Raw genomic sequence first — 18083 nt, forward strand, 5'->3', positions numbered from 1 at the left:
CTCCCTCCTTCCAGAATATTCTGTTGAGAAAGGCCAATATTGCTGATTATTCTTCGGCAGAAAGGAGATTTGCCGAATGGGAAAAAATACAGACGATCTTCGGCAGAAGCGTCCGCAGCCGCCGGTCATCGATGCTTTCGACCGAAAAATATTAGCCGCGCTCGCCGCCGACAGCGGCCAGAGCTATCAGAGGCTCGGCGAATCGGTCGGCCTCTCGGCGCCGGCCGTGCATGAGCGCGTGCGCCGGCTCAAGCAATCGGGCGCCATCAAAGGCGTACATGCGGCACTGGATGGAGCAGCCCTTGGCAAGCCGCTGCTTGCCTTCGTGCATGTCGAGGCGGCGGGCTGGGGCAAGAGCGAGCGGCTGATGCAGGTCCTGCGTTTTCCAGAGGTCGAGGAAATGCATTCGGTTGCGGGTGACGCCAGCGTTCTCTTCAAGGTCCGAACCGCAAGCCCACAGGCATTGGAGGCATTTCTGGCGCAGATCCATGCCGTTCCCGGTGTCACCGGCACTCGCAGCTATATCGCTCTTTCCACCTATCTCGAGCGTCCGGTGCAGGCTGGCGTCACGGATAGCTGGCCAGATCTGCCGGCACAGGAATAGCTGGCGGCGTTTCGCCGTCAATGTTCCTCGATCCTCGACTCCAGCTATTTTTCCCGCAGCGCGCGGCGGAAACTCTGCGTGATCGGCTCGGCCAGATAGGAAAGCACGGTGCGGGCACCCGTCCGGATCAACGCTTCGCTCGACATGCCGGGCATGAGCTTGCGGCCCTCCAGCTTGGCAAGTTCGCTCTTGTCGATCAGCACGGTTGCGGCGAAATAGGGCGCCCCGCTGCGCTCCTCCACCATCCGGTCGGCCGAGACGATCTCGACGACGCCCTCGAGCGGCGGCAGGTTGTAGCGGGCAAAGGCCGGGAAGCTGACGCGTGCGCGCTGCCCGGGCGCGATCGTCTCGACATCCTCCGGCCTGACCATGGCCTCGACCACGAGCTGCTGCCCGAGCGGCACGACCGTCATCAACGTCTCGCCGGGTTTGACGACGCCGCCTGCTGTATGGACCTTCAGGTCCATGACAATGCCGTCAACCGGTGCGACGACATTGGTGCGGGAAAGCACGTCCTTGGCGGCGCGCTCCTCCTGCCTGAGGTCGAACAGTTCCGCCTCGACCTTGCTCAGCTCTTCGACCGCCTCGTTCAGCCGCAAGGTGCTGAGATTGAGGATTTGCATGTCGATCTCGGCCATGGCGCTCTTGGCGCGGGCAATGGCCGCGACATTGGTCGCACGTTCGCCCTCGACCTCCCGCTGCTGCCGTCTGAGCAGCAGCCACCGCTCCCGGGTGACAAGGCCGCGTTTGAGGAGACTTTCAAGGTCCTTGGTTTCCCCCTCGAACACCTCGATCTGCTTGTCCTCGGTGACGATCAGCTGCTCCAGCCCCGTGATCTCTTCCTGGGTCTGACGACGGCGCTGGCTGAGAATTTCCCGCTCGTCCTTCAAATTGTGGTGCTTCGCCGCGAAGACATCGCGCTGGGCGGCCACCGCGTCCTTTGCCGACCGGGTCGGGTTTGCCAGCAAGGCCGGATCGAACTCGATCTCGGCCTTGTCGTCCCGCTCGGCCCGCAGACGGGCGGCCAGCGCCTCACGCGTTGCGATCCGGTTCTGGAGCAGATCGAGCTTCGTCCTCGCCTGCGTGCCGTCGAGCTGGATGAGCACCTTGCCCGCCTTGACGATATCGCCATTGGCGGCGTTCAGATCGGCGATGATGCCGCCTTCCAGATGCTGGATGAGCTTGCGGTCGCCGGCAACCTTGATGACACCAGGCGCCACCGCGGCGCTGTCCAGCGGGGCGAGTGTCGCCCAGCCCCCGGCCATGCCGAAGAACAGGAAGATGATCGCGAACCCTGTGACCGTTACGCCTGTCAGACGCAGGGGGGCTGGCGCAGGCGGGGGCGAAACCGGTAACGGGACGACCTTCATGTCCGTCATGGCTGTTTCGTTCCTTGCTGCTTCGCCACGATCGTCGGCATCTGCGCGACCTTGCGGACGCGTGCGGCGAGTTCATTGAAGACATGGTCGCGCGGACCGAACAGGTCCTGCTGGCCGCGGTTGAGGACCAGGATCTTGTCGACGGTTTCCATGATGTTCGGTCGGTGCGCGATCAGGATAACGGTCGTGCCCGCCGCCTTGACCGTGCCGAGCGCTGCGATCAAGGCCTCTTCACCCTCTCGGTCGAGGTTCGAATTGGGCTCGTCCAGGATGATGAGCGCCGGATCGCCGTAGAGCGCCCGCGCCAGGCCGATGCGCTGGCGCTGTCCGCCCGACAGCACCGCGCCGGATTCGCCGATCTCGGTCAAGTAACCCTTCGGCAGCCCTTTGATCAGATCGTGGACGCCCGCCAGCCGCGCTGCCTTGACCGCCTTGTCGAAGACTATGGGACTGACGGTGGCGAAGCGGCAGATATTTTCGCAGACGTTCCCGGCGAAAAGCTCGATGTCCTGCGGGAGATAGCCGACATGATGACCGCGGTCCTCCGCCGCCCATTGGGCGACATCCATGCCATCGAGCAAAGCCCGCCCGCCGGAAGGGCGCCAGGCCCCGGCCAGGATGCGTGCCAGGCTGGTCTTGCCGGCCCCGCTCTGGCCGATCAAAGCCATGGATTCACCCGGTTCGAGACGGAAGTTGATCCCTTTCAGAATATGTTCGCTGCCCTGTCGGGCAAGCACGATGTTGTCGGCCTCGAACCGGCCTGTCGGCCGCGGCAGCGCCAGAACCGGTGTGGCCTCGGGGTGCTGGCCGGCGACGGCGGTGAGACGCCGGTAGGCGGCCCGCGCGCCGACCGTCGCCTTCCACGTGCCGATCGCCTGCTCGACCGGCGATAGCGCGCGGCCCATCAGGATGGAGGCGGAGACCATGATCGCCGGGGAAGCCTCGTTTTGCAGGACGAGATAGGCCCCGAGGCCCAATATCCCCATCTGCAGGGCCAGCCGGTGACAACGGGCAATGGCCGAGATGATCCCGCCGCGGTTGGCGGCAAGAACCTGGCCCCTGTTTGCCTCGTCCTGCTGCACCTTCCAACCCTCGAGCAGCGGCTTCAGCATGCCCATTGCCTGGACGACCTCGGCGTTGCGGATCGCTGCCTCGGCCTGGGTGTAGGCCCGCGACTGTGCGCTGGTCGCCTCGGTCAACGGCTTGCGTGTCAGCCATTCGTTGAGCAGGGCCAGCGCAAACAGCACCGCCCCGCCCGACAGCGCCAGCCAGCCCAGCCAGGGATGCATGAAGAATATGGCGGCGAAAAACAGCGGCGCCCAAGGCGCATCGAGGATCGGGAAGATGCTCGGGCTGGTGAAGAAATTCCGGACCTGATCGAGGTCGCGCAGCGGGCGGGCATTGGCCTGGCCGGGCGCCGAGGCGGCGTATTCCACCGATGCCGTCAGCAGAACGGGCGCCAGCCGCGCGTTCATCCACGCTCCGACGGTTGCCAGAAGGCGACCGCGCACCACCTCCAGCCCCGCCATTGCCGCAAGTGCGCCTGCCGCCATCAGCGACAGCATCAGCAGCGTCTCGAGGCTGTGGCTGGACAACACCCGGTGATAGACCTGGAGCATGTAAAGCGCCCCGGTCAGCATCAGGACGTTGATGCCGCCGCTGAACCAGATAAGCGGCCGGATGGCCCGTCTGGCTTCTTTCATCACCACCTGAAGCGCCGGGGGCGGCTGTTTGGTTTTCATCTTTTCTATCTCTGGTACTCGAGATCACACCCTTGCAATGCATGACGGGGGCAGCGGAGCGGATGCTGCCCCCGTTGGTGACACGTCAGGCGACGTCGACGAGGATGTGTTGCATCTCCGTCTGGTCCCCGTCCGCATCGACCACCTGGAAGGCGAAGTCGAGGTTGGCGTCCGGCGTCTGGGTCACGGTGGAAGTGAAGCCGATGTCGGTGATCTTCAGCACGTCGTTGTCGGTGGCGTCGAAGTTCACCAGACCGGTGGTCGCATTGCTGCCGCCGTTGGCGCCGGTCACCCTGTTGAGGTCGATCGCGGTATTGTTGCCGGTGATCCCGTTGCCCGACTGCATGATCTGCGCGCCCTGCAGCACGTAGTCTTCGTCGGCCGCATTGTAGTCGTTCTGCTCGACGATCACGAGGCCGTCATTATTGTCGAGCGTGAACTCGCTGCTGTAGGGAGCCGGGACCTGGCCGGTCTTGTAGATGTCGGCGTTCGACACATACATGGCCCGCGTGATCGTGGCATTGTCGTCGCTGTTGCCGGCGATGTTGTCGGCGCCGTTCAAATCGATCAGGTTGAGGATCAGCATCAGGTCTTCGCTGTTGCCGATACCGTCGAACTTGATGGCCATCGCGCCGGCAGTCGCCGTCGGGGTGGTGGCCTCGGTAGCGATGCCGACATTGCTGCTGAAGAACCGCAAGGTCAGCAGTTCGTCTTTCTGGATCGTGTCGCCGGCGACGCCGTTGGTGCTCTGCGTTGCAGAGACCCACGTCTCATTGCTGTTGCTCACCATCTCGTGACCGCCGACGGTGAAGGTGGAGTCAGCGGACGTGCCCTCGCCATCGTTCGTCAAGCGGAATGGGTTGGCCCTGTTGACCAAGTTGCCGGTGAACTGCACGTAGAAGTCTTCATCAGGTGATGTGTCCGGGTCATCCTCCTGCAGCAGTTCCACCACGATTTGCGGATGGCCGGTATTGCTCGTCGGCTCCTTGGACAGGAGCTCGCTGGTATGCAGAATGTCGAAGCTGAAGCCTTCCAGCGGGTCTGACAGGGTGATGGTATAGGTGTCGGCCGCCTTGTCGAAGATGAGGGTGCCGCCTGCCGTGCCGATCTGGTCGCCGGCCGCCGGATCCCTGTCGTAGGTGAAGGTGAAGTTGAACGTTGCGGAGGTGAGGCTCTCCGACGCCAGCGTCACATTCGAGCTGAGGAGACTGCCGCTGCCGCCGCCGGTAATCGTGCCGGTCAGTCCGATCTGGACGCCGGCCGCCACGAGATCTTGATCGACGAAGTCGGAGCCATTCGTATAGAAGGCAGCCGGGTGAATATCCGCGCCGATATTGTAGCCGAAGGCGCCGCTAGCCGAAGCGTTGAGCGCGTTGGCCAGGGTTTCGTGCTGAATACCTGCGGTACCGGGGTCGCCGTCAAACGGCACCGTGATCGTCGGGCCGTCATCCTCGAAGTGGAGGTTCTGGCCGATATTGTGGGTGGCGGTGGCCTGATCGCCGTCGCCGTCGGTGATGGTCGCCGTCAGCGTGACGAGGTCGTCGGCAGCCAAAGTCCGGCTGTCATCCGGGTTGCTGGCGTCGGCATGGATGATTGCCCGTGCCTGGTCGAGGGTGACGATGCCGAGAGCACTGACGCTGACGGTGAAGACAACAGGACCGCCGGCCCCGGCGCGGCCGACGACGCTGCCGCCTTCGAGGAAGAGCAGCACGGATTGACCAGTTTCCGTGTCGGTGAGGCCGCTGACATTGTTGAGCGCGTTGATGCCGAGCGCATAGGTGATGTCGTCGCCATCTGCCCCGGCATTTGAGGTGAAGGAGGTCGAGAAGTCGCCGGTGGCATTGGTCGCCAGGGTGGTCTCGTCGACTGTCAGATTCGGCGGACTGCCGGTTGCCGTGATCGCCGGCCCGTCATCCTCGAAGTTGAGGTTCTGGCCGATATTATGCGTGGCCGGGGCGGGATCGCCGTCATTGTCGGTGATGGTCGCCGTCAGGGTGATGAGGTCGTCGGCAGCCAGGGTCCGGCTGTCATCCGGGTCGCTGGCATCGGCGTGGATGATTGCCCGAGCCTGGTCGAGGGTGACGACGCCGGCAGCATTAACGCTGACGGTGAAGACAACAGGACCGCCAGCGCCGGCGCGGCCGACGACATTGCCGCCTTCGAGGAAGAGCAGCACCGATTGGCCGGTTGCGGTATCGGTGAGGCCGCTGACATTGGTGACCTGGCTGATGCCGAGCGAATAGGTGATGTCGTCGCCATCGGCCCCGGCATTTGAGGTGAAAAAGGTCGAGAAGTCGCCGGTGGCATTGGTCGCCAGGATGGTCTCGTCGACCGTCAGGTTCGGCGGGGTGCCGGTTGCGGTAATCGTCGGCCCGTCATCGTCGAAGTTGATGAAGGAGCCAACCTCTTCGTTATGAGCGTTGCTGACCTCACCGCCGAAATGCACTTCCTTGACGTCGAAGAAGTCCTTCTCGGTGTCGATATTCTTGATGGTGAAGCGATCGAAGGTTCCGCCAACGCCGCCCGCGGTGGTGAAATCGACCGTCACGCCCTCGCCGACATCCTCGAGGATCAGTCCGTTGCCGTTGAGATTGACCGTGATGCCGAGCTCTGCCGCCGTTTTTGTCTCACCGTTCAGTTTGAACGTCACGCCGGTGATGTTGATCTCGTTATCGTTGTCGTCAGTGGGGAAGTCAGCGCCTTCCACATTGTCGTCGTTATTATAGGCGTGGATCTCGATGTCGGCGACGGTGCCGGTCGGGGTCGATTGCGAGATCGAGAAACCGGCGCTGGAGACGTTCTCGAGGTGTGAGCCGTAGTCGGGCGCGATCGGCGTGTCGGTAAAGTCCTTGCCCGCGCTCTGGGTGCCGCCGCTGATCAGGTCGATCTGAAGCTCGCGGCCGAAGCGCACGTCTTGAGAGGCGACGCCCAGGCCTTGCGTGCTGACATTGACTTCCGCCTGCACGCCATTGTCGTGCGCCGTGACCAGGATCTTCTGCGGGCTGGCTGCATCGGCGTCGAGAATATACCAGTTGTTGTGTCCGGAAGGGGCGTCGCCAAGTTGGCTGAAATTGACCACCGAGGTTCCGGTGACCGAAGCGAACACCTTATTGGTCAGATCGATGCGGTCGTCGGCGTTGGTTGCGTCGGGATGAAGCAACGGCACGTACTGGACCGTGTACAGGTCGGCATTGGTGGGGCTGGTGCTGATCAGCGCGAGCGAAAAGGCAAGTGCCCCGTTCTCGGCGGGCTCGGCATCCGGGTCGGAAGTGCCAATGACACCGATCACGACGTTTGCATGCGTCGGGTCCTGGAACAGCCAGATATAATTGCCATCGACCGTGCGAATGCCGCTGTTGACGCCGACCGTGGTGGAAAACGGCGTCCCGGAAGCGTTCTGGGTGAGAATCACCGAGGTGATGGTTTCCCCTGCGCTCGCCGAGGCGACGACGAAGTTGGACTGGAAGGCGACCTCCGGTGAGGCTAGCCCGCCCGAGCCATCGCGGCCCAACATATATTGCAGCGTCGTGTTGGTGCTATGCGGCGCAAGCGACGCATCGATATCGTCGTCCTGCAAAGTGGCGGTCTCGTCGATGACGAGGTCCTGGGTTGTGATGTCGAGTGCCATGGAGATTCTCCCTCGGTTAAGTCGCAGGGGGGCGGGCCCCGGATGCCGAATGCACCCGGCAGGTCCACCGCTTGCGCATCGGACTTGCAGCTCCCATCGATCGCGATTGTCTCGCCGATGGAGAGGGACAGTCCGTCTCAATTGGAGGGTATTAAGACCAAAGTCCGCCGTTGATTAAGACCAAAGTCTATGTATAGAGGATGTCATAACAGCAACTCCGAAGTTTACATTCTCATTAATGCAAGACAGAGTTTGTAAAATTCAGAAGAAATACATTTGTGGCTGTGCAACCCCTACCAAACGCGGTGCTAGAATTCCCCTCCAGTTTCTTTATACTATAAGTTGGGGGAAATTTCACTTAGCCAGTTCGAGCTAACGGAGGATCTGTATTGATTTTTAATGGCGATTTTTCTGCTTTTCATGAATGAATACATTGTGTTGACCTTTCGCCGCAAGTCCAACGGCGGACTTGCGGCGCGGCGCCTGGTCGAGCATTCGAGGCGGGTGTCCGGTTGCGACGAGACAAAGCCAAACGAGGTCGAATGAGCAGAGCAGGTATCATCGAGAGCCGGTCGGAAATGGCGCCCTCGATTGTCGCGCGCCACGTCTTTTCAGACGGGCGGCGTTGGAATGTCTCTCAATCCTCGCCGTCGAACCGCGGCAGCGGTTCGATATTCTCCACCCAGGGCAAGGCTGAGCGGCACCATATCTGTTTCGTCGGCATCAGTTCCCGCCGCTGGTCGATGCTGCCGAGACGGATGCCGACGGCGCTGCCTTTACCATTGGTGCGGTAGAGCGGCGATCCGCAAGTCGGGCAGAAGAACTGCCGGCTGAGGCCGCCGCTGTCGCCATATTTGCTGTATTCGCGCGGTTCGCCCGATATCAGCGTGAAGCGTTCCGATCGCGCCGGCGCGGTGACGCGATAGGCCGAACCCGTCAGCTGCTGGCAATCGGTGCAATGGCAAATCGAAACCCGCTCCGCGTCGATCTCCGCCTGATAGCGGATCGCGCCGCAATGGCATCCTCCTGATATATGCATCGGCCCGTCCTCAATCTGCCGGCGGGGCCGCCGGCCGCTCGGCATAAAAGGCCTTGGCATCCGCCGTGAAGGCGGCCCGCTGGTCGGCATTCGTGTAGAACATATGGCCGCCGCGATAGAGCTTCAGCCCGACGCGTCCGCCGGTGAGCGAAGGCGGCAGATGGTCGACGACGTAGCGGCTGACGCCGTAAGGCGTCACCAGATCGCTGTAGCCATGGGCGATCAGCAGATGAAATGCAGAGTTGGAGGCGAGCAACTGCCTGATGTCGTCGGTGGCGCTGGCCTGCAAGCGCGTCCCGCCGCCGCGTCCGCCACTCCATTCCCAGCGCCGGCTGATATCGCCGTCGAGCAGCGAATAGGTCATCTCGGTCTTGAAGCCGAGTTGGCTGCGGGCATAGTCGGCGAAGGCGCCGCCATAGGCGCGGGTGAAACCGTCTAGGATGGCGTCGTCGCCGCGGTCGTAATCCGATTCCGGATAGGGGTCGGGGGCGGCAAAGGAAGCGTCGTAGGGGCTCATCACCGCGCCGCTGCCGCCATCCGAATGTTTGACGAAGGAATTGCCGAGGAAGCCGCGGTTACGCGCCACGATATCCTCAGGGATACCCGTCAGTCCGGCAATCCTGCCATAAAAGGCGGCGGCACTGCTCCCTGTCGGCGGTGGGCCGGCGAGCGTCGTCAGATAGTCGCCGAGCGCGAAGGTTTCCGCCTCGCGCTGCTTTTCTTCGTCAAAGGCGTTGTGCCGGTCGAGTTCGGCGGCCGCCAGCGACGGCAGCTCAAGTGCTGCGCCGAGCGCGAACTGATCGGCGTTGAACATCAGCTGGCCTTCGAGCAAGGGCGAAAGCATGACCGCGCCGGCGACGACGATGCCCTGGCTTTCCTGCAGCACGGAGGCGACCTTGGCGGCGCGGAAGCCGCCATAACTTTCGCCGAGAAGATATTTCGGCGAATTGGACCGGTTGTTGTGCGCGACATAGAGTGCGATCGCCTTGGCGATACTCTGGGCGTCGGAGTTGACGTTATAATAGTTGGAAGCGTCGTCGGCCTTGACCGTCCGGCTCCAGCCGGTGCCGATCGGATCGATCAGCACGAGGTCGGTGAAATCGAGCCAGCTTTGGGGATTGTCGACCAGTTTCGCGTTGGCGCCGTCGCGTCCCTGAGGCCCGAAATCGAGCACTTTCGGTCCGACCAGCCCGAGATGCAGGAAGGCGGAAGCCGCCCCCGGCCCGCCATTGAAGGCAAAGGTCAACGGCCGGTCGGCCCCCGCGTCTTTCGCGACATAGGCGGTGTAGAAAATCGCGCCGGTCCGGGCGCCGTCCTGGCCGAAGAGATCGAGCGTGCCGGCGGTTGCGGTATAGCCGATCTTCCGGCCGCCGATCGTCAGTTCGTGTTCGGTGACGGAATCGGCCGGCAGCAGCTTCAGCACGCCCTCGCGCACGCTGCGCTCGACATTCGCCTTCGGTTGACCGCCGTCCTGTGCCGGAGAAAGGGCAGGGAGCAGCGACGCCGCAAGCGCGGCCAGCAGAAACAGGGGTTTTATACGCAAAAAATGTCTCCTCCGGCGGTGCGGCATGCGGGTTGAGATAGCGTAGCATCCGCAGCAGGCGACCGGCATCAAGAGATGGTGATGGGCCGGTGAGCGAGCAACTGAGTGAGCAAGTGAGCGCGTGAGCGAGCGGCTCAGGATGCCTTCTCGATCGCGCGCACATTCACCTCCAGCGGCCGGCCGGCCTTCCAGCCGTTGATCGCGGCCGCGAGCCCGAGCGCGACGAAGAGAAGCGCACACCAGGAAAAGCTGCCGGTCCAGCCGCGAATGAGGCCGACGATGAGCGGGCCGACGGCGGCAAGGAGATAACCGACGCATTGCGCCATGCCGGAGAGATGGGCGGCGACATCGGGATCGCGCGAGCGCAGCACGATCGTCGTCATCGCCGCCGCGATCAGCCCGCCCTGGCCGATGCCCTGCAGCAAAGCCCAGAGCCAGACCGTCGACAGCGGCGCGAAGAGCAGGCCGAGCAGGGCGACGACGGCGACGCCGCAGAGGCCGGCATTGATCAGCCGTTGATCGCGGCCGCGCACGGCGATATGCGGCACAACAAGGCAGGATGCGGCCTGCACCATCACCGACAGTGAAACGATCACCCCGGCGGTGACGCCGTCGAGCCCGCGTTCGCGCAGGATCGGAACCAGCCAGCCGAAGACGCAATAGGCGAGCGCCGATTGTAGCCCCATGAAGAGCGTCACCTGCCAGGCAAGCCGGTCCTGCCAGAGGCCTTTGACGTGGGTTCCGTTTCGTCTTGCCTGGCCGCTGCTGCGCAGAACCTGCGGCAGCCAGACCAGGCCGACGGCGAGCGCCGGCAGCGCCCAGATGGCGAGCGCACCCGCAAGCGAGCCGCCGAGCGCGTGCTCGAGCGGCAGTGTCAGCCCGGCGGCACTTGCCGCACCCGCGCAGAGCGCCATCGTGTAGAAGCCGGTCATCAAGGCGGTGCGTGTGGCGAAATCCCGCTTGACCAACCCCGGCAGCAGCACGTTGCCGACGGCAATGCAGGCGCCGGCGAGCGCCGTGCCGATGAAGAGCAGCGGCACGGAGGAAAACCCGCGCAATGCAGTGCCAAGGGCGAGAAGCAGCACAACGCCGAGCAGCGTACGCTCCGAACCGAGGCGCTGGGCAAGCCGCGGCGCCAGCGGCGAGAAGGCGCCGAGGCAAACGACCGGCAGCGTCGTCAGCAGGCTGGCGCCGAGCGCTGTGAGACCAAGTTCCGAGCGGATTTCGGGCAGAAGCGCCGAGGCGCTTGAAAAGACCGGACGCAGGTTGAAGGCGATCAGCACCAGGCTGGCGCCGAGCAGGAAACGATCTGCGGCACCGCCCACCGGTGTCGCCTGCGGCAGCGGCAGGCTGCCGGCTTCGGCGTCGATCAGCAGTTCGTCGGCCGGGTCGAGCGTGGCGGTGAGATCGTTGGAAGGCGCATTCATGACAGGATCATCCGGTCGAGGGCGGCGAGAACCGGCGCCATGAAGCGGCGCACCGCCGCATCCGCCTTGTCGGGATCGCCGGTTTCGATCGCGTCGACGATATCGGCATGCGCCTGGATATCCGGTTCGGGAATATCCTTCCCCAGCGTCGCCGCGATGGTCTCAGCGATCGAGGCCGAGAAGAAATCGTAGATCTCGACCATCGCCCGGTTGCCCGACGCGGCGATGACAGCCTTATGGAAGGCGAGGTCGCGCTCGATGAAGCCGGCCTTGTCGCCGCCGTCATAGGTGCCGCGCTCGGCAAGCAGCCGGCGAAGCTCCGTTACCGTCTCCGGCGTCTTGCGCATCGCCGTCAGCCGGGCGGCCTCGACGTCGAGCGCCAGACGCGCCTCGAACTGGTCTCGCAGGCTGGCGCGTCGCGCCATCGTCAGCGGCCGGCCGGCATCGCTGGTCGAGCGGACATAGGTGCCCGACCCCTGCCGCGTTTCGAGATAGCCCTGGGAGACGAGGACGCGTACCGCTTCGCGCACCGTGCCGCGGCTGACGGAGAGCATGGCCGACAGCGAGGCTTCATTCGGCAATTTATCGCCGACCGCCCAGCGTTTGCTGAGGATGTCGCCGCGGATCGCCTCGATCGCCTCATCGGCGAGATTTGTCCTGCTGATCGCACGCATGCAGCCACTCATAAAGTCATCGGATGACTTTATGAGTAATGGACTTTTTTCTTCTCGTCAAAGCAAAATCCGGGCAATAAAAAAGGGCCGCCTCAGCGACCCTTTCCATGAGTTTGGCCTCGAACTGGCCTGGACTGTCAAAGCAGCCCCAGGAAGGCGGGTTTTAGAGCGAGGGCTGCCTCGCTTTCATCACCTCTTCCATGCCCGTTACGAGGTCCGAAATCTCATTAGACATTGGATCACCTTCCTTTCGTTCTGTTGCTGATAGACCCAAGGTAGGCTGATTCTTTCGAGATGCAAGCAGAAATCCCCGTCAATGCCCGGCCTCGGCGGATCCGACCGTTCACAAAAAAACACAGAGCTTTGCTGAATTTGAAGGCGCCGGGCGCCACGAAACCGTCACCTTGCGCTTGCAAACCCGCCGCGCGTTAAGCTGTTATTAGCCTTGACGTTCGACAATTTCAGCATTCCCGCCGAAGCGGCGGCGGGTCCCGGAGCAAAAGCCATGTGTCGCTGGGCAGCCTATCGCGGAGACCCTCTCTATCTCGAGGAGCTGGTATCCTCGCCCGCCCATTCGCTGATCGAGCAGTCCCATTGCGCTACCCGCGCCAAGACGGCGACCAATGGTGATGGCTTCGGCATCGCCTGGTATGGCGACAGGCCCGAGCCCGGCCGCTACCGCGATATCCTGCCGGCATGGTCGGACTGCAATCTGAAGAGCCTGGCGCGGCAGATCCGTTCGCCGCTCTTTCTCGCCCATGTCCGCGCCGCCACGGGCGGCGGCACGCGCCGCGACAACTGCCACCCTTTTACCCACGATACCTGGTCCTTCATGCATAACGGCCAGATTTCAGGCTTCGAGCGCCTGCGCCGGCCGATGGAGGCGATGCTCGACGACGAGTTGTTTAATGTCCGCAGCGGCACGACCGATTCCGAGCTGATGTTCCTGCTGGCGCTGCAATTTGGCCTGCGCGAGGCGCCGATCGCCGCGATGTCTGCTATGGTCGGCTTCGTCGAAAACCTGGCCGAAAACATCATCGGCTCGATCCTGCTGCGCTTTACCGCCGCCTTCTCCGACGGCAATACGCTCTATGCGATCCGCTACGCCACCGATCGCAAGGCGCCGACGCTCTATGCCTCGCCGGTCGGCGCCGGCTATTGCCTCGTCTCCGAGCCGCTGAACGACGATGTCGACGCCTGGGCGGAAATTCCCGATGGCAGCGCCGTCACTGTCGGCAAAAACGGCATCGACGTCGCGGATTTCCGGCCGGAAAATCGGAGCGTCGCCAAGTTGCAGCCTTTGGCCGTCTCCGCGTAGTCGTCGTCGAAAATCGAAAGCGATTTTCTAAAGCGTGTCGCGATCTTTCAGATTCGCTTTTCACGCTTTAGGTCTTTGTTTTCACGCATGTCTTTATCGCAAAACCGCTGCACACTTTTGCGAGACATGCTCTAACTATCCGCGGAAACGCTCGGCGATCAGCGCCGCCAGCCTTTCGGCAACCTCTTCCTTCGCCAGGTCAGGCCACCGCTCGACACTGTCGTGACAGATGAGTCTGACGCTGTTGCGGCTGCCGCCCATGATGCCGGTCGCCGGAGAAACGTCGTTGGCGACGATCATGTCGGCGCCCTTGCGCTCGAGTTTCGCCCTCGCATTGCTCTCCACATCCTGCGTCTCGGCGGCAAAGCCGATCACCAGTTTCGGCCGCATCGTGTGATGGCCGACGGTTTTCAAAATGTCGGGGTTCTCGGTCAGTGCCAGCGTTGGAATGGATTCGCCCGGATGTTTCTTCAGCTTCTGATCGGCGGCCGAGGCGACGCGCCAGTCCGCCACCGCCGCCACCATCACGGCGATATCGGCCGGCAGCGCGGCCAGCACGGCATCGCGCATTTCCTCCGCCCGCTCGACATGAATGGTGTGGACGCCGACGGGGTCGGCGATCGTCACCGGCCCGGAGACGAGCGTCACCTCGGCGCCGAGCTTGGCAAGGGCTGCGGCGATCGCATGGCCCTGCCGGCCGGAGGAGCGGTTGGCGATGTAACGCACCGGATCGATCGGTTCATGCGTCGGTCCTGATGTGACGATCGCCTTGCGGCCCTTCAGCGGCTTTTCCCCGTCATCGAGCATGGTTTCGGCGGCGGCGACGATGTCAAGCGGCTCCGCCATCCGGCCGAGCCCGGCCTCGTGGCTTTCCGCCATCTCGCCGGCCATCGGCCCGACAAAGCGAACGCCATCGTCCCTCAGCCTTGCCGCATTGCGCCGGGTGGCCGGATGTGCCCACATTCTCGGGTTCATCGCCGGAGCCGCAAGCACCGGCCTCGCCGTTGCGAGCAGCACCGTCGAGGCGAGATCGTCGGCAAGCCCGTTCGCCATCTTCGCCATCAGGTCGGCGCTGGCGGGCGCAATCAGCACGAGATCGCAGTCGCGCGCCAGCCTGATATGGCCGACATCCTGTTCGTCCTGCCGTGAAAACAGATCGATGAAGACATGATCCGCCGCCAGGGCACCGACGGCAAGCGGCGTGACGAATTCCTGCGCCCCCTTGGTCATGATGGGACGAACGCTCGCACCGCGCTCACGCAGCCGGCGGATCAGATCCAGGCTCTTATAGGCGGCGATGCCGCCTGAGATGATGAGGAGGATGCGTTTGCCGCTGAGAGCCATGGCTTTCTACCCGTCGCCTTTTTTTGCCCGGCCTCGACCCTAAGCCTTTGGCGCAGAACATGCAATCGAGTACGGACGCTCCTGTTCTGCCTTGCGACGTCATTCATCACTGAGCAGGCTCATCAGGTTCTCTGTAACCGGCGAGCGATGCGTCCTCAGCATCGCCAGCGCCAGGCGCGCGATGGCCGGTGGCCCCTCGATCGGCGTGTAGACAACACCCTGAAGTTTGATCTGCGAGATCGACGCCGGCACGATCGACACGCCGAGATCGGCCGCCACCAGATTGACGACGGAGGAAATCTGCGGCGCCTCCTGCGCCACGGTGAGCTCGAATCCCGCCTTACGGCAGGCAAGCACGACATCGTCGTAAAGGCTCAATCCGACGAGCCTGGGAAAGAGGATGAAAGGTTCGTCGGCCAGGGCCGCAAGCGGCAGGCTGCGATGCCGTGCCAGCCGGTGGCTGGCGGGCAGGGCGATCACCATCGGTTCATCTTCAAGCCGACGCAGCCGGATGCCGGCGGGGTCGTCGAGGCTCGGGCGCATGAAGGCGGCGTCCAACTCGCCGCGTTCCAGCTTCTGCATCAGCGCCAGCGTGTTCATCTCCGTCAGCGACAGCTGCACCTCCGGCCAGCGCGCTCGGAAGCGGCGGATCGTGGTGCTGACCACGGGATTGAAGGCGGAGGATGCGGTGAAGCCGAGCGACAGCCGACCGGTCTCGCCGCGATTGGCGCTTTGCGCGGCAAGCTTCGCCTTCTCCGCTGCCGCGAGCGCCGCTTTTGCCTCACCGAGAAACGCTGCACCTGCCGCCGTCAGCTCTGCGCCATGCGGCACGCGGTGGAACAGCGCCGCACCCACTTCCGTTTCCAGGTCGCGGATTTGTTGGCTGAGCGGTGGCTGCCCGATGCCAAGTTTGCCTGCGGCGCGGGTGAAATTGCGTTCCTCCGCCACCGCAAGGAAATATCTCAGGTGCCGCAGCTCCATGGCCATCTCCAAAACATATTGAAATCGTCGTTTCCATATATTGGACAAATGAAGGGACGCTGACTAGATCGGAGGCTGGAAGGATGCATCCATGCCGAAGCCAGCCTATGCAGCAAAGCGCCCTGAGGAAACCGCGATCCCGGGACGGAGGTCCTATCTGACCCGCGGCACCGGCGCCTATCGCCGCGCCAGCCTGGCCCTTTTCCTCTCCGGCTTTTCCACCTTCTCGCTGCTTTATTGCGTGCAGCCGCTGCTGCCGATCTTTTCGCAGGAATTTTCCGTCAGTCCGGCCGAAAGCTCGCTGTCGCTGTCGCTCTCCACCGGCTTCCTGGCAGTCGCCATCATCTGCGCCGCTGCCGTCTCGGAGGGCCTCGGCCGCCGCAGCCTGATGTCGATATCGCTGCTCGGTGCAGCCTTGCTGACGATCGCCACCGCCTTTGCCCCGAACTGGCATCTGCTGCTCGTCATCCGCGCCTTGCAGGGCTTCGTTCTCGGCGGCGTGCCTGCCGTCGCCATGGCCTATCTCGCCGAGGAGATCGATCCGCGCGGCCTCGGCGCCAGCATGGGCCTTTATGTCGGCGGCACGGCCTTCGGCGGCATGTCCGGCCGCGTGCTGACCGGCATCTTCGCCGAATATCTCGAGTGGCGGCCGGCGCTGTTCCTCATCGGCGCCATCGGTCTAGCCGCGGCGCTCGGCTTCATCGCCCTGCTGCCGCCGTCGAAGAATTTCGTTCGCCGGCCGGGCTTCGACCCGCGTTTCCATGCCAGGGCCTGGCTCGGCCATCTCAGAAATCCGGCGCTGCCCTTCGTCTTCGCCATCGCCTTCCTGGCTATGGGCTCCTTCGTGACGATCTACAATTACGCCGGCTTCCGCCTCGTGGCGCCGCCCTATGGTCTCAACCAGACCGAACTCGGCCTGATCTTCACCGTCTATCTCTTCGGCATCGGCGCCGCCTCGATCGGCGGCCTCATCGGAGACCGGATCGGGCACTTCTCCGTGCTGCTCTTCGGCCTGGCGCTGACCGCCGCCGGCTGCGCGCTGACGCTCTCCCTCGCGCTGCCAGCGATCATCCTCGGCATTATCGTGCTGACGGCCGGCTTCTTCATGAGCCATTCCATCGCCAGCGGCCTCGTCGGCAGGCTGGCGCATGGCACCAAGGGTCACGCCTCGTCGCTCTATATGCTCGCCTATTACGTCGGCTCCAGCCTCATAGGCTCGGCGGGTGGCTGGTTCTGGGCAATCAACGGCTGGGCCGCCGTCGTCGCCTTCACCCTTGTCCTGCTGACGCTCGCCTTTATCTCCGCCTGTGCCGCCCAGCGTCTTGCAAGGGAAAAAGCATGATCCGCATCGACCGTCTCGATCATCTCGTGCTGACCGTCGCCGATATCGCAGCCACCTGCGATTTCTATTCCCGCATCCTCGGCATGTCGGTCGAAACCTTCGCGGGGGGCCGCAAGGCACTGAAATTCGGCCGCCAGAAGATCAATCTGCATCAGGCCGGCCACGAATTCGAACCCAAGGCCAGACATCCAATCCCCGGCTCCGGCGACCTCTGCTTCATCGCCGAAACGCCGCTTGTCGACGTCATCGCCCATCTGCGGGCATCGGGCATTGTGATTGAGGAAGGTCCGGTCGAACGCACCGGCGCCACCGGACGGTTGCGTTCGGTTTATTTCCGAGATCCTGACAGCAATCTCATCGAGGTTTCCAATCTGATCGATTGATGCGCCGCCTGGATAAACCGATCAAGGCGAGCCTTCCCAATTCTCTACCTGCAGGTCCGCCACGCGCTCGAACTCCCTCAGATTGCGGGTGATCAGGACGAGGCCGCGCGCAGCGGCCTGCCCGGCAATCAGGAAGTCATAGGGGCCGATGGGCGTTCCCGATGCTCGCAGCGCTGCGCGAACTTCTCCGGCCTTGCGCGCGTCGTTCCGGTCAAATTCCAGGATGGCGAATTGTAACGCATCGATCCGCGCCAGATTCTCATCGATATGAAGACTTTTGTAAGCGCCGTAAAAGAGTTCATGCGCGACGATCGCCGGCATGGCGAAATCCGTTGGTGTGTGCTTGCGCAGTTCGGCGATGAGGCGGTCATTGCCCTTTATCAAGGCAATGACGGCATTTGTATCGAGCAGGTACTTCATTTGAAGAAGTCGAGGTCAGGTCGTTCCTGTTGCGCAGGCTGCTCTTCTGCTGCTGTCGCGAAGTCGGGATCGACCGGACCGATCACGTCAGCCAGCCAATCCCAATTGTCGGAAATCGGTTCGAGAACGATCGCACGCCCTTGGCGCCGGATGGTGACACTATCGCCATCAAAGCGGAATTCCTTCGGCAAGCGGACGGCTTGCGAACGCCCTGACCAGAAGATTTTTGCGGTTTCCATGTCACGGCCCTCGGTGAGAT

The 18083-nt window shown here is 63.2% G+C and carries 14 protein-coding genes and 1 pseudogene; 4 read left to right on the plus strand and 11 right to left on the minus strand.

The window, feature by feature from the left end; all coding sequences use genetic code 11:
* Nucleotides 1-23 precede the first annotated feature (23 nt).
* Nucleotides 24-604, plus strand: a pseudogene (locus tag CO671_RS16445) (Lrp/AsnC family transcriptional regulator).
* A gap of 44 nt (nt 605-648) precedes the next feature.
* On the opposite strand, the gene CO671_RS16450 reads toward CO671_RS16445, so the two are convergent.
* The 7 genes from CO671_RS16450 to CO671_RS16480 all read right to left on the minus strand — a co-directional run bounded on the left by CO671_RS16450 (nt 649) and on the right by CO671_RS16480 (nt 12036).
* Nucleotides 649-1983: an HlyD family type I secretion periplasmic adaptor subunit gene (locus CO671_RS16450; RefSeq protein ID WP_097606814.1), complete on the minus strand. Its 1335-nt coding sequence runs from the start codon at nt 1981-1983 to the stop codon at nt 649-651.
* On the minus strand, nt 1980-3725 hold the full coding sequence (locus CO671_RS16455; protein ID WP_097606815.1) for a type I secretion system permease/ATPase: 1746 nt from the start codon (nt 3723-3725) through the stop codon (nt 1980-1982). Before CO671_RS16455 ends, CO671_RS16450 begins: the two co-directional genes overlap by 4 nt.
* 85 nt (nt 3726-3810) lie before the next feature.
* A complete protein-coding gene (locus CO671_RS16460; RefSeq protein ID WP_097606816.1) occupies nt 3811-7353 on the minus strand; it encodes a DUF5801 repeats-in-toxin domain-containing protein in 3543 nt (1180 codons plus the stop codon).
* 637 nt (nt 7354-7990) lie between these two features.
* Nucleotides 7991-8392: a GFA family protein gene (locus CO671_RS16465; protein ID WP_097606961.1), complete on the minus strand. Its 402-nt coding sequence runs from the start codon at nt 8390-8392 to the stop codon at nt 7991-7993.
* A 10-nt stretch (nt 8393-8402) separates the two neighbouring features.
* Complete coding sequence (locus CO671_RS16470) at nt 8403-9935, minus strand: carboxypeptidase (protein WP_097606817.1); 1533 nt, start codon at nt 9933-9935, stop codon at nt 8403-8405.
* Nucleotides 9936-10069: 134 nt separating this feature from the next.
* Nucleotides 10070-11362: an MFS transporter gene (locus CO671_RS16475; RefSeq protein WP_097606818.1), complete on the minus strand. Its 1293-nt coding sequence runs from the start codon at nt 11360-11362 to the stop codon at nt 10070-10072.
* A complete protein-coding gene (locus tag CO671_RS16480; protein ID WP_097606962.1) occupies nt 11359-12036 on the minus strand; it encodes a FadR/GntR family transcriptional regulator in 678 nt (225 codons plus the stop codon). Before CO671_RS16480 ends, CO671_RS16475 begins: the two co-directional genes overlap by 4 nt.
* 505 nt (nt 12037-12541) lie before the next feature.
* On the opposite strand from CO671_RS16480, the gene CO671_RS16485 reads away from it, so the two are divergent.
* On the plus strand, nt 12542-13354 hold the full coding sequence (locus tag CO671_RS16485; RefSeq protein WP_097606819.1) for a class II glutamine amidotransferase: 813 nt from the start codon (nt 12542-12544) through the stop codon (nt 13352-13354).
* Between the two features lie 135 nt (nt 13355-13489).
* On the opposite strand, the gene coaBC is transcribed toward CO671_RS16485, so the two are convergent.
* On the minus strand, nt 13490-14698 hold the full coding sequence (gene coaBC / locus CO671_RS16490) for a bifunctional phosphopantothenoylcysteine decarboxylase/phosphopantothenate--cysteine ligase CoaBC (RefSeq protein WP_097606820.1): 1209 nt from the start codon (nt 14696-14698) through the stop codon (nt 13490-13492).
* 99 nt (nt 14699-14797) lie between these two features.
* Nucleotides 14798-15679, minus strand: coding sequence for a LysR family transcriptional regulator (locus tag CO671_RS16495; RefSeq protein WP_097606821.1), 882 nt, complete (start codon nt 15677-15679; stop codon nt 14798-14800).
* A gap of 91 nt (nt 15680-15770) precedes the next feature.
* Here CO671_RS16495 and CO671_RS16500 point away from each other — a divergent pair, with 91 nt between their 5' ends.
* Both CO671_RS16500 and CO671_RS16505 read left to right on the plus strand, forming a co-directional pair.
* Entirely contained in the window at nt 15771-17021 is a 1251-nt protein-coding gene (locus CO671_RS16500) for an MFS transporter (protein ID WP_097606822.1), read from the plus strand.
* Nucleotides 17018-17404, plus strand: a complete 387-nt coding sequence (locus CO671_RS16505; RefSeq protein WP_097606823.1) for a VOC family protein — start codon at nt 17018-17020, stop codon at nt 17402-17404. The genes CO671_RS16500 and CO671_RS16505 overlap by 4 nt, the downstream gene beginning before the upstream one ends.
* A 21-nt stretch (nt 17405-17425) precedes the next feature.
* On the opposite strand, the gene CO671_RS16510 is transcribed toward CO671_RS16505, so the two are convergent.
* Nucleotides 17426-17824, minus strand: coding sequence for a type II toxin-antitoxin system VapC family toxin (locus CO671_RS16510; RefSeq protein WP_097606824.1), 399 nt, complete (start codon nt 17822-17824; stop codon nt 17426-17428).
* Complete coding sequence (locus tag CO671_RS16515) at nt 17821-18063, minus strand: AbrB/MazE/SpoVT family DNA-binding domain-containing protein (RefSeq protein WP_038686430.1); 243 nt, start codon at nt 18061-18063, stop codon at nt 17821-17823. The genes CO671_RS16510 and CO671_RS16515 overlap by 4 nt, the downstream gene beginning before the upstream one ends.
* Between the last annotated feature and the right edge of the window lie 20 nt (nt 18064-18083).

The sequence above is a fragment of the Rhizobium sp. M10 genome, from assembly GCF_002531955.1.
Taxonomy (GTDB): domain Bacteria; phylum Pseudomonadota; class Alphaproteobacteria; order Rhizobiales; family Rhizobiaceae; genus Rhizobium; species Rhizobium etli_C.

What these genes read in the sequence shown, in the direction of transcription:
- CO671_RS16450 (WP_097606814.1), bottom strand. Translation starts at nt 1,983, where the DNA reads ATGACGGACATGAAGGTCGTCCCGTTACCGGTTTCGCCCCCGCCTGCG.
- CO671_RS16455 (WP_097606815.1), bottom strand. Translation starts at nt 3,725, where the DNA reads ATGAAAACCAAACAGCCGCCCCCGGCGCTTCAGGTGGTGATGAAAGAA.
- CO671_RS16460 (WP_097606816.1), bottom strand. Translation starts at nt 7,353, where the DNA reads ATGGCACTCGACATCACAACCCAGGACCTCGTCATCGACGAGACCGCC.
- CO671_RS16465 (WP_097606961.1), bottom strand. Translation starts at nt 8,392, where the DNA reads ATGCATATATCAGGAGGATGCCATTGCGGCGCGATCCGCTATCAGGCG.
- CO671_RS16475 (WP_097606818.1), bottom strand. Translation starts at nt 11,362, where the DNA reads ATGAATGCGCCTTCCAACGATCTCACCGCCACGCTCGACCCGGCCGAC.
- CO671_RS16480 (WP_097606962.1), bottom strand. Translation starts at nt 12,036, where the DNA reads ATGCGTGCGATCAGCAGGACAAATCTCGCCGATGAGGCGATCGAGGCG.
- CO671_RS16485 (WP_097606819.1), top strand. Translation starts at nt 12,542, where the DNA reads ATGTGTCGCTGGGCAGCCTATCGCGGAGACCCTCTCTATCTCGAGGAG.
- coaBC (WP_097606820.1), bottom strand. Translation starts at nt 14,698, where the DNA reads ATGGCTCTCAGCGGCAAACGCATCCTCCTCATCATCTCAGGCGGCATC.
- CO671_RS16495 (WP_097606821.1), bottom strand. Translation starts at nt 15,679, where the DNA reads ATGGAGCTGCGGCACCTGAGATATTTCCTTGCGGTGGCGGAGGAACGC.
- CO671_RS16500 (WP_097606822.1), top strand. Translation starts at nt 15,771, where the DNA reads ATGCCGAAGCCAGCCTATGCAGCAAAGCGCCCTGAGGAAACCGCGATC.
- CO671_RS16505 (WP_097606823.1), top strand. Translation starts at nt 17,018, where the DNA reads ATGATCCGCATCGACCGTCTCGATCATCTCGTGCTGACCGTCGCCGAT.
- CO671_RS16510 (WP_097606824.1), bottom strand. Translation starts at nt 17,824, where the DNA reads ATGAAGTACCTGCTCGATACAAATGCCGTCATTGCCTTGATAAAGGGC.
- CO671_RS16515 (WP_038686430.1), bottom strand. Translation starts at nt 18,063, where the DNA reads ATGGAAACCGCAAAAATCTTCTGGTCAGGGCGTTCGCAAGCCGTCCGC.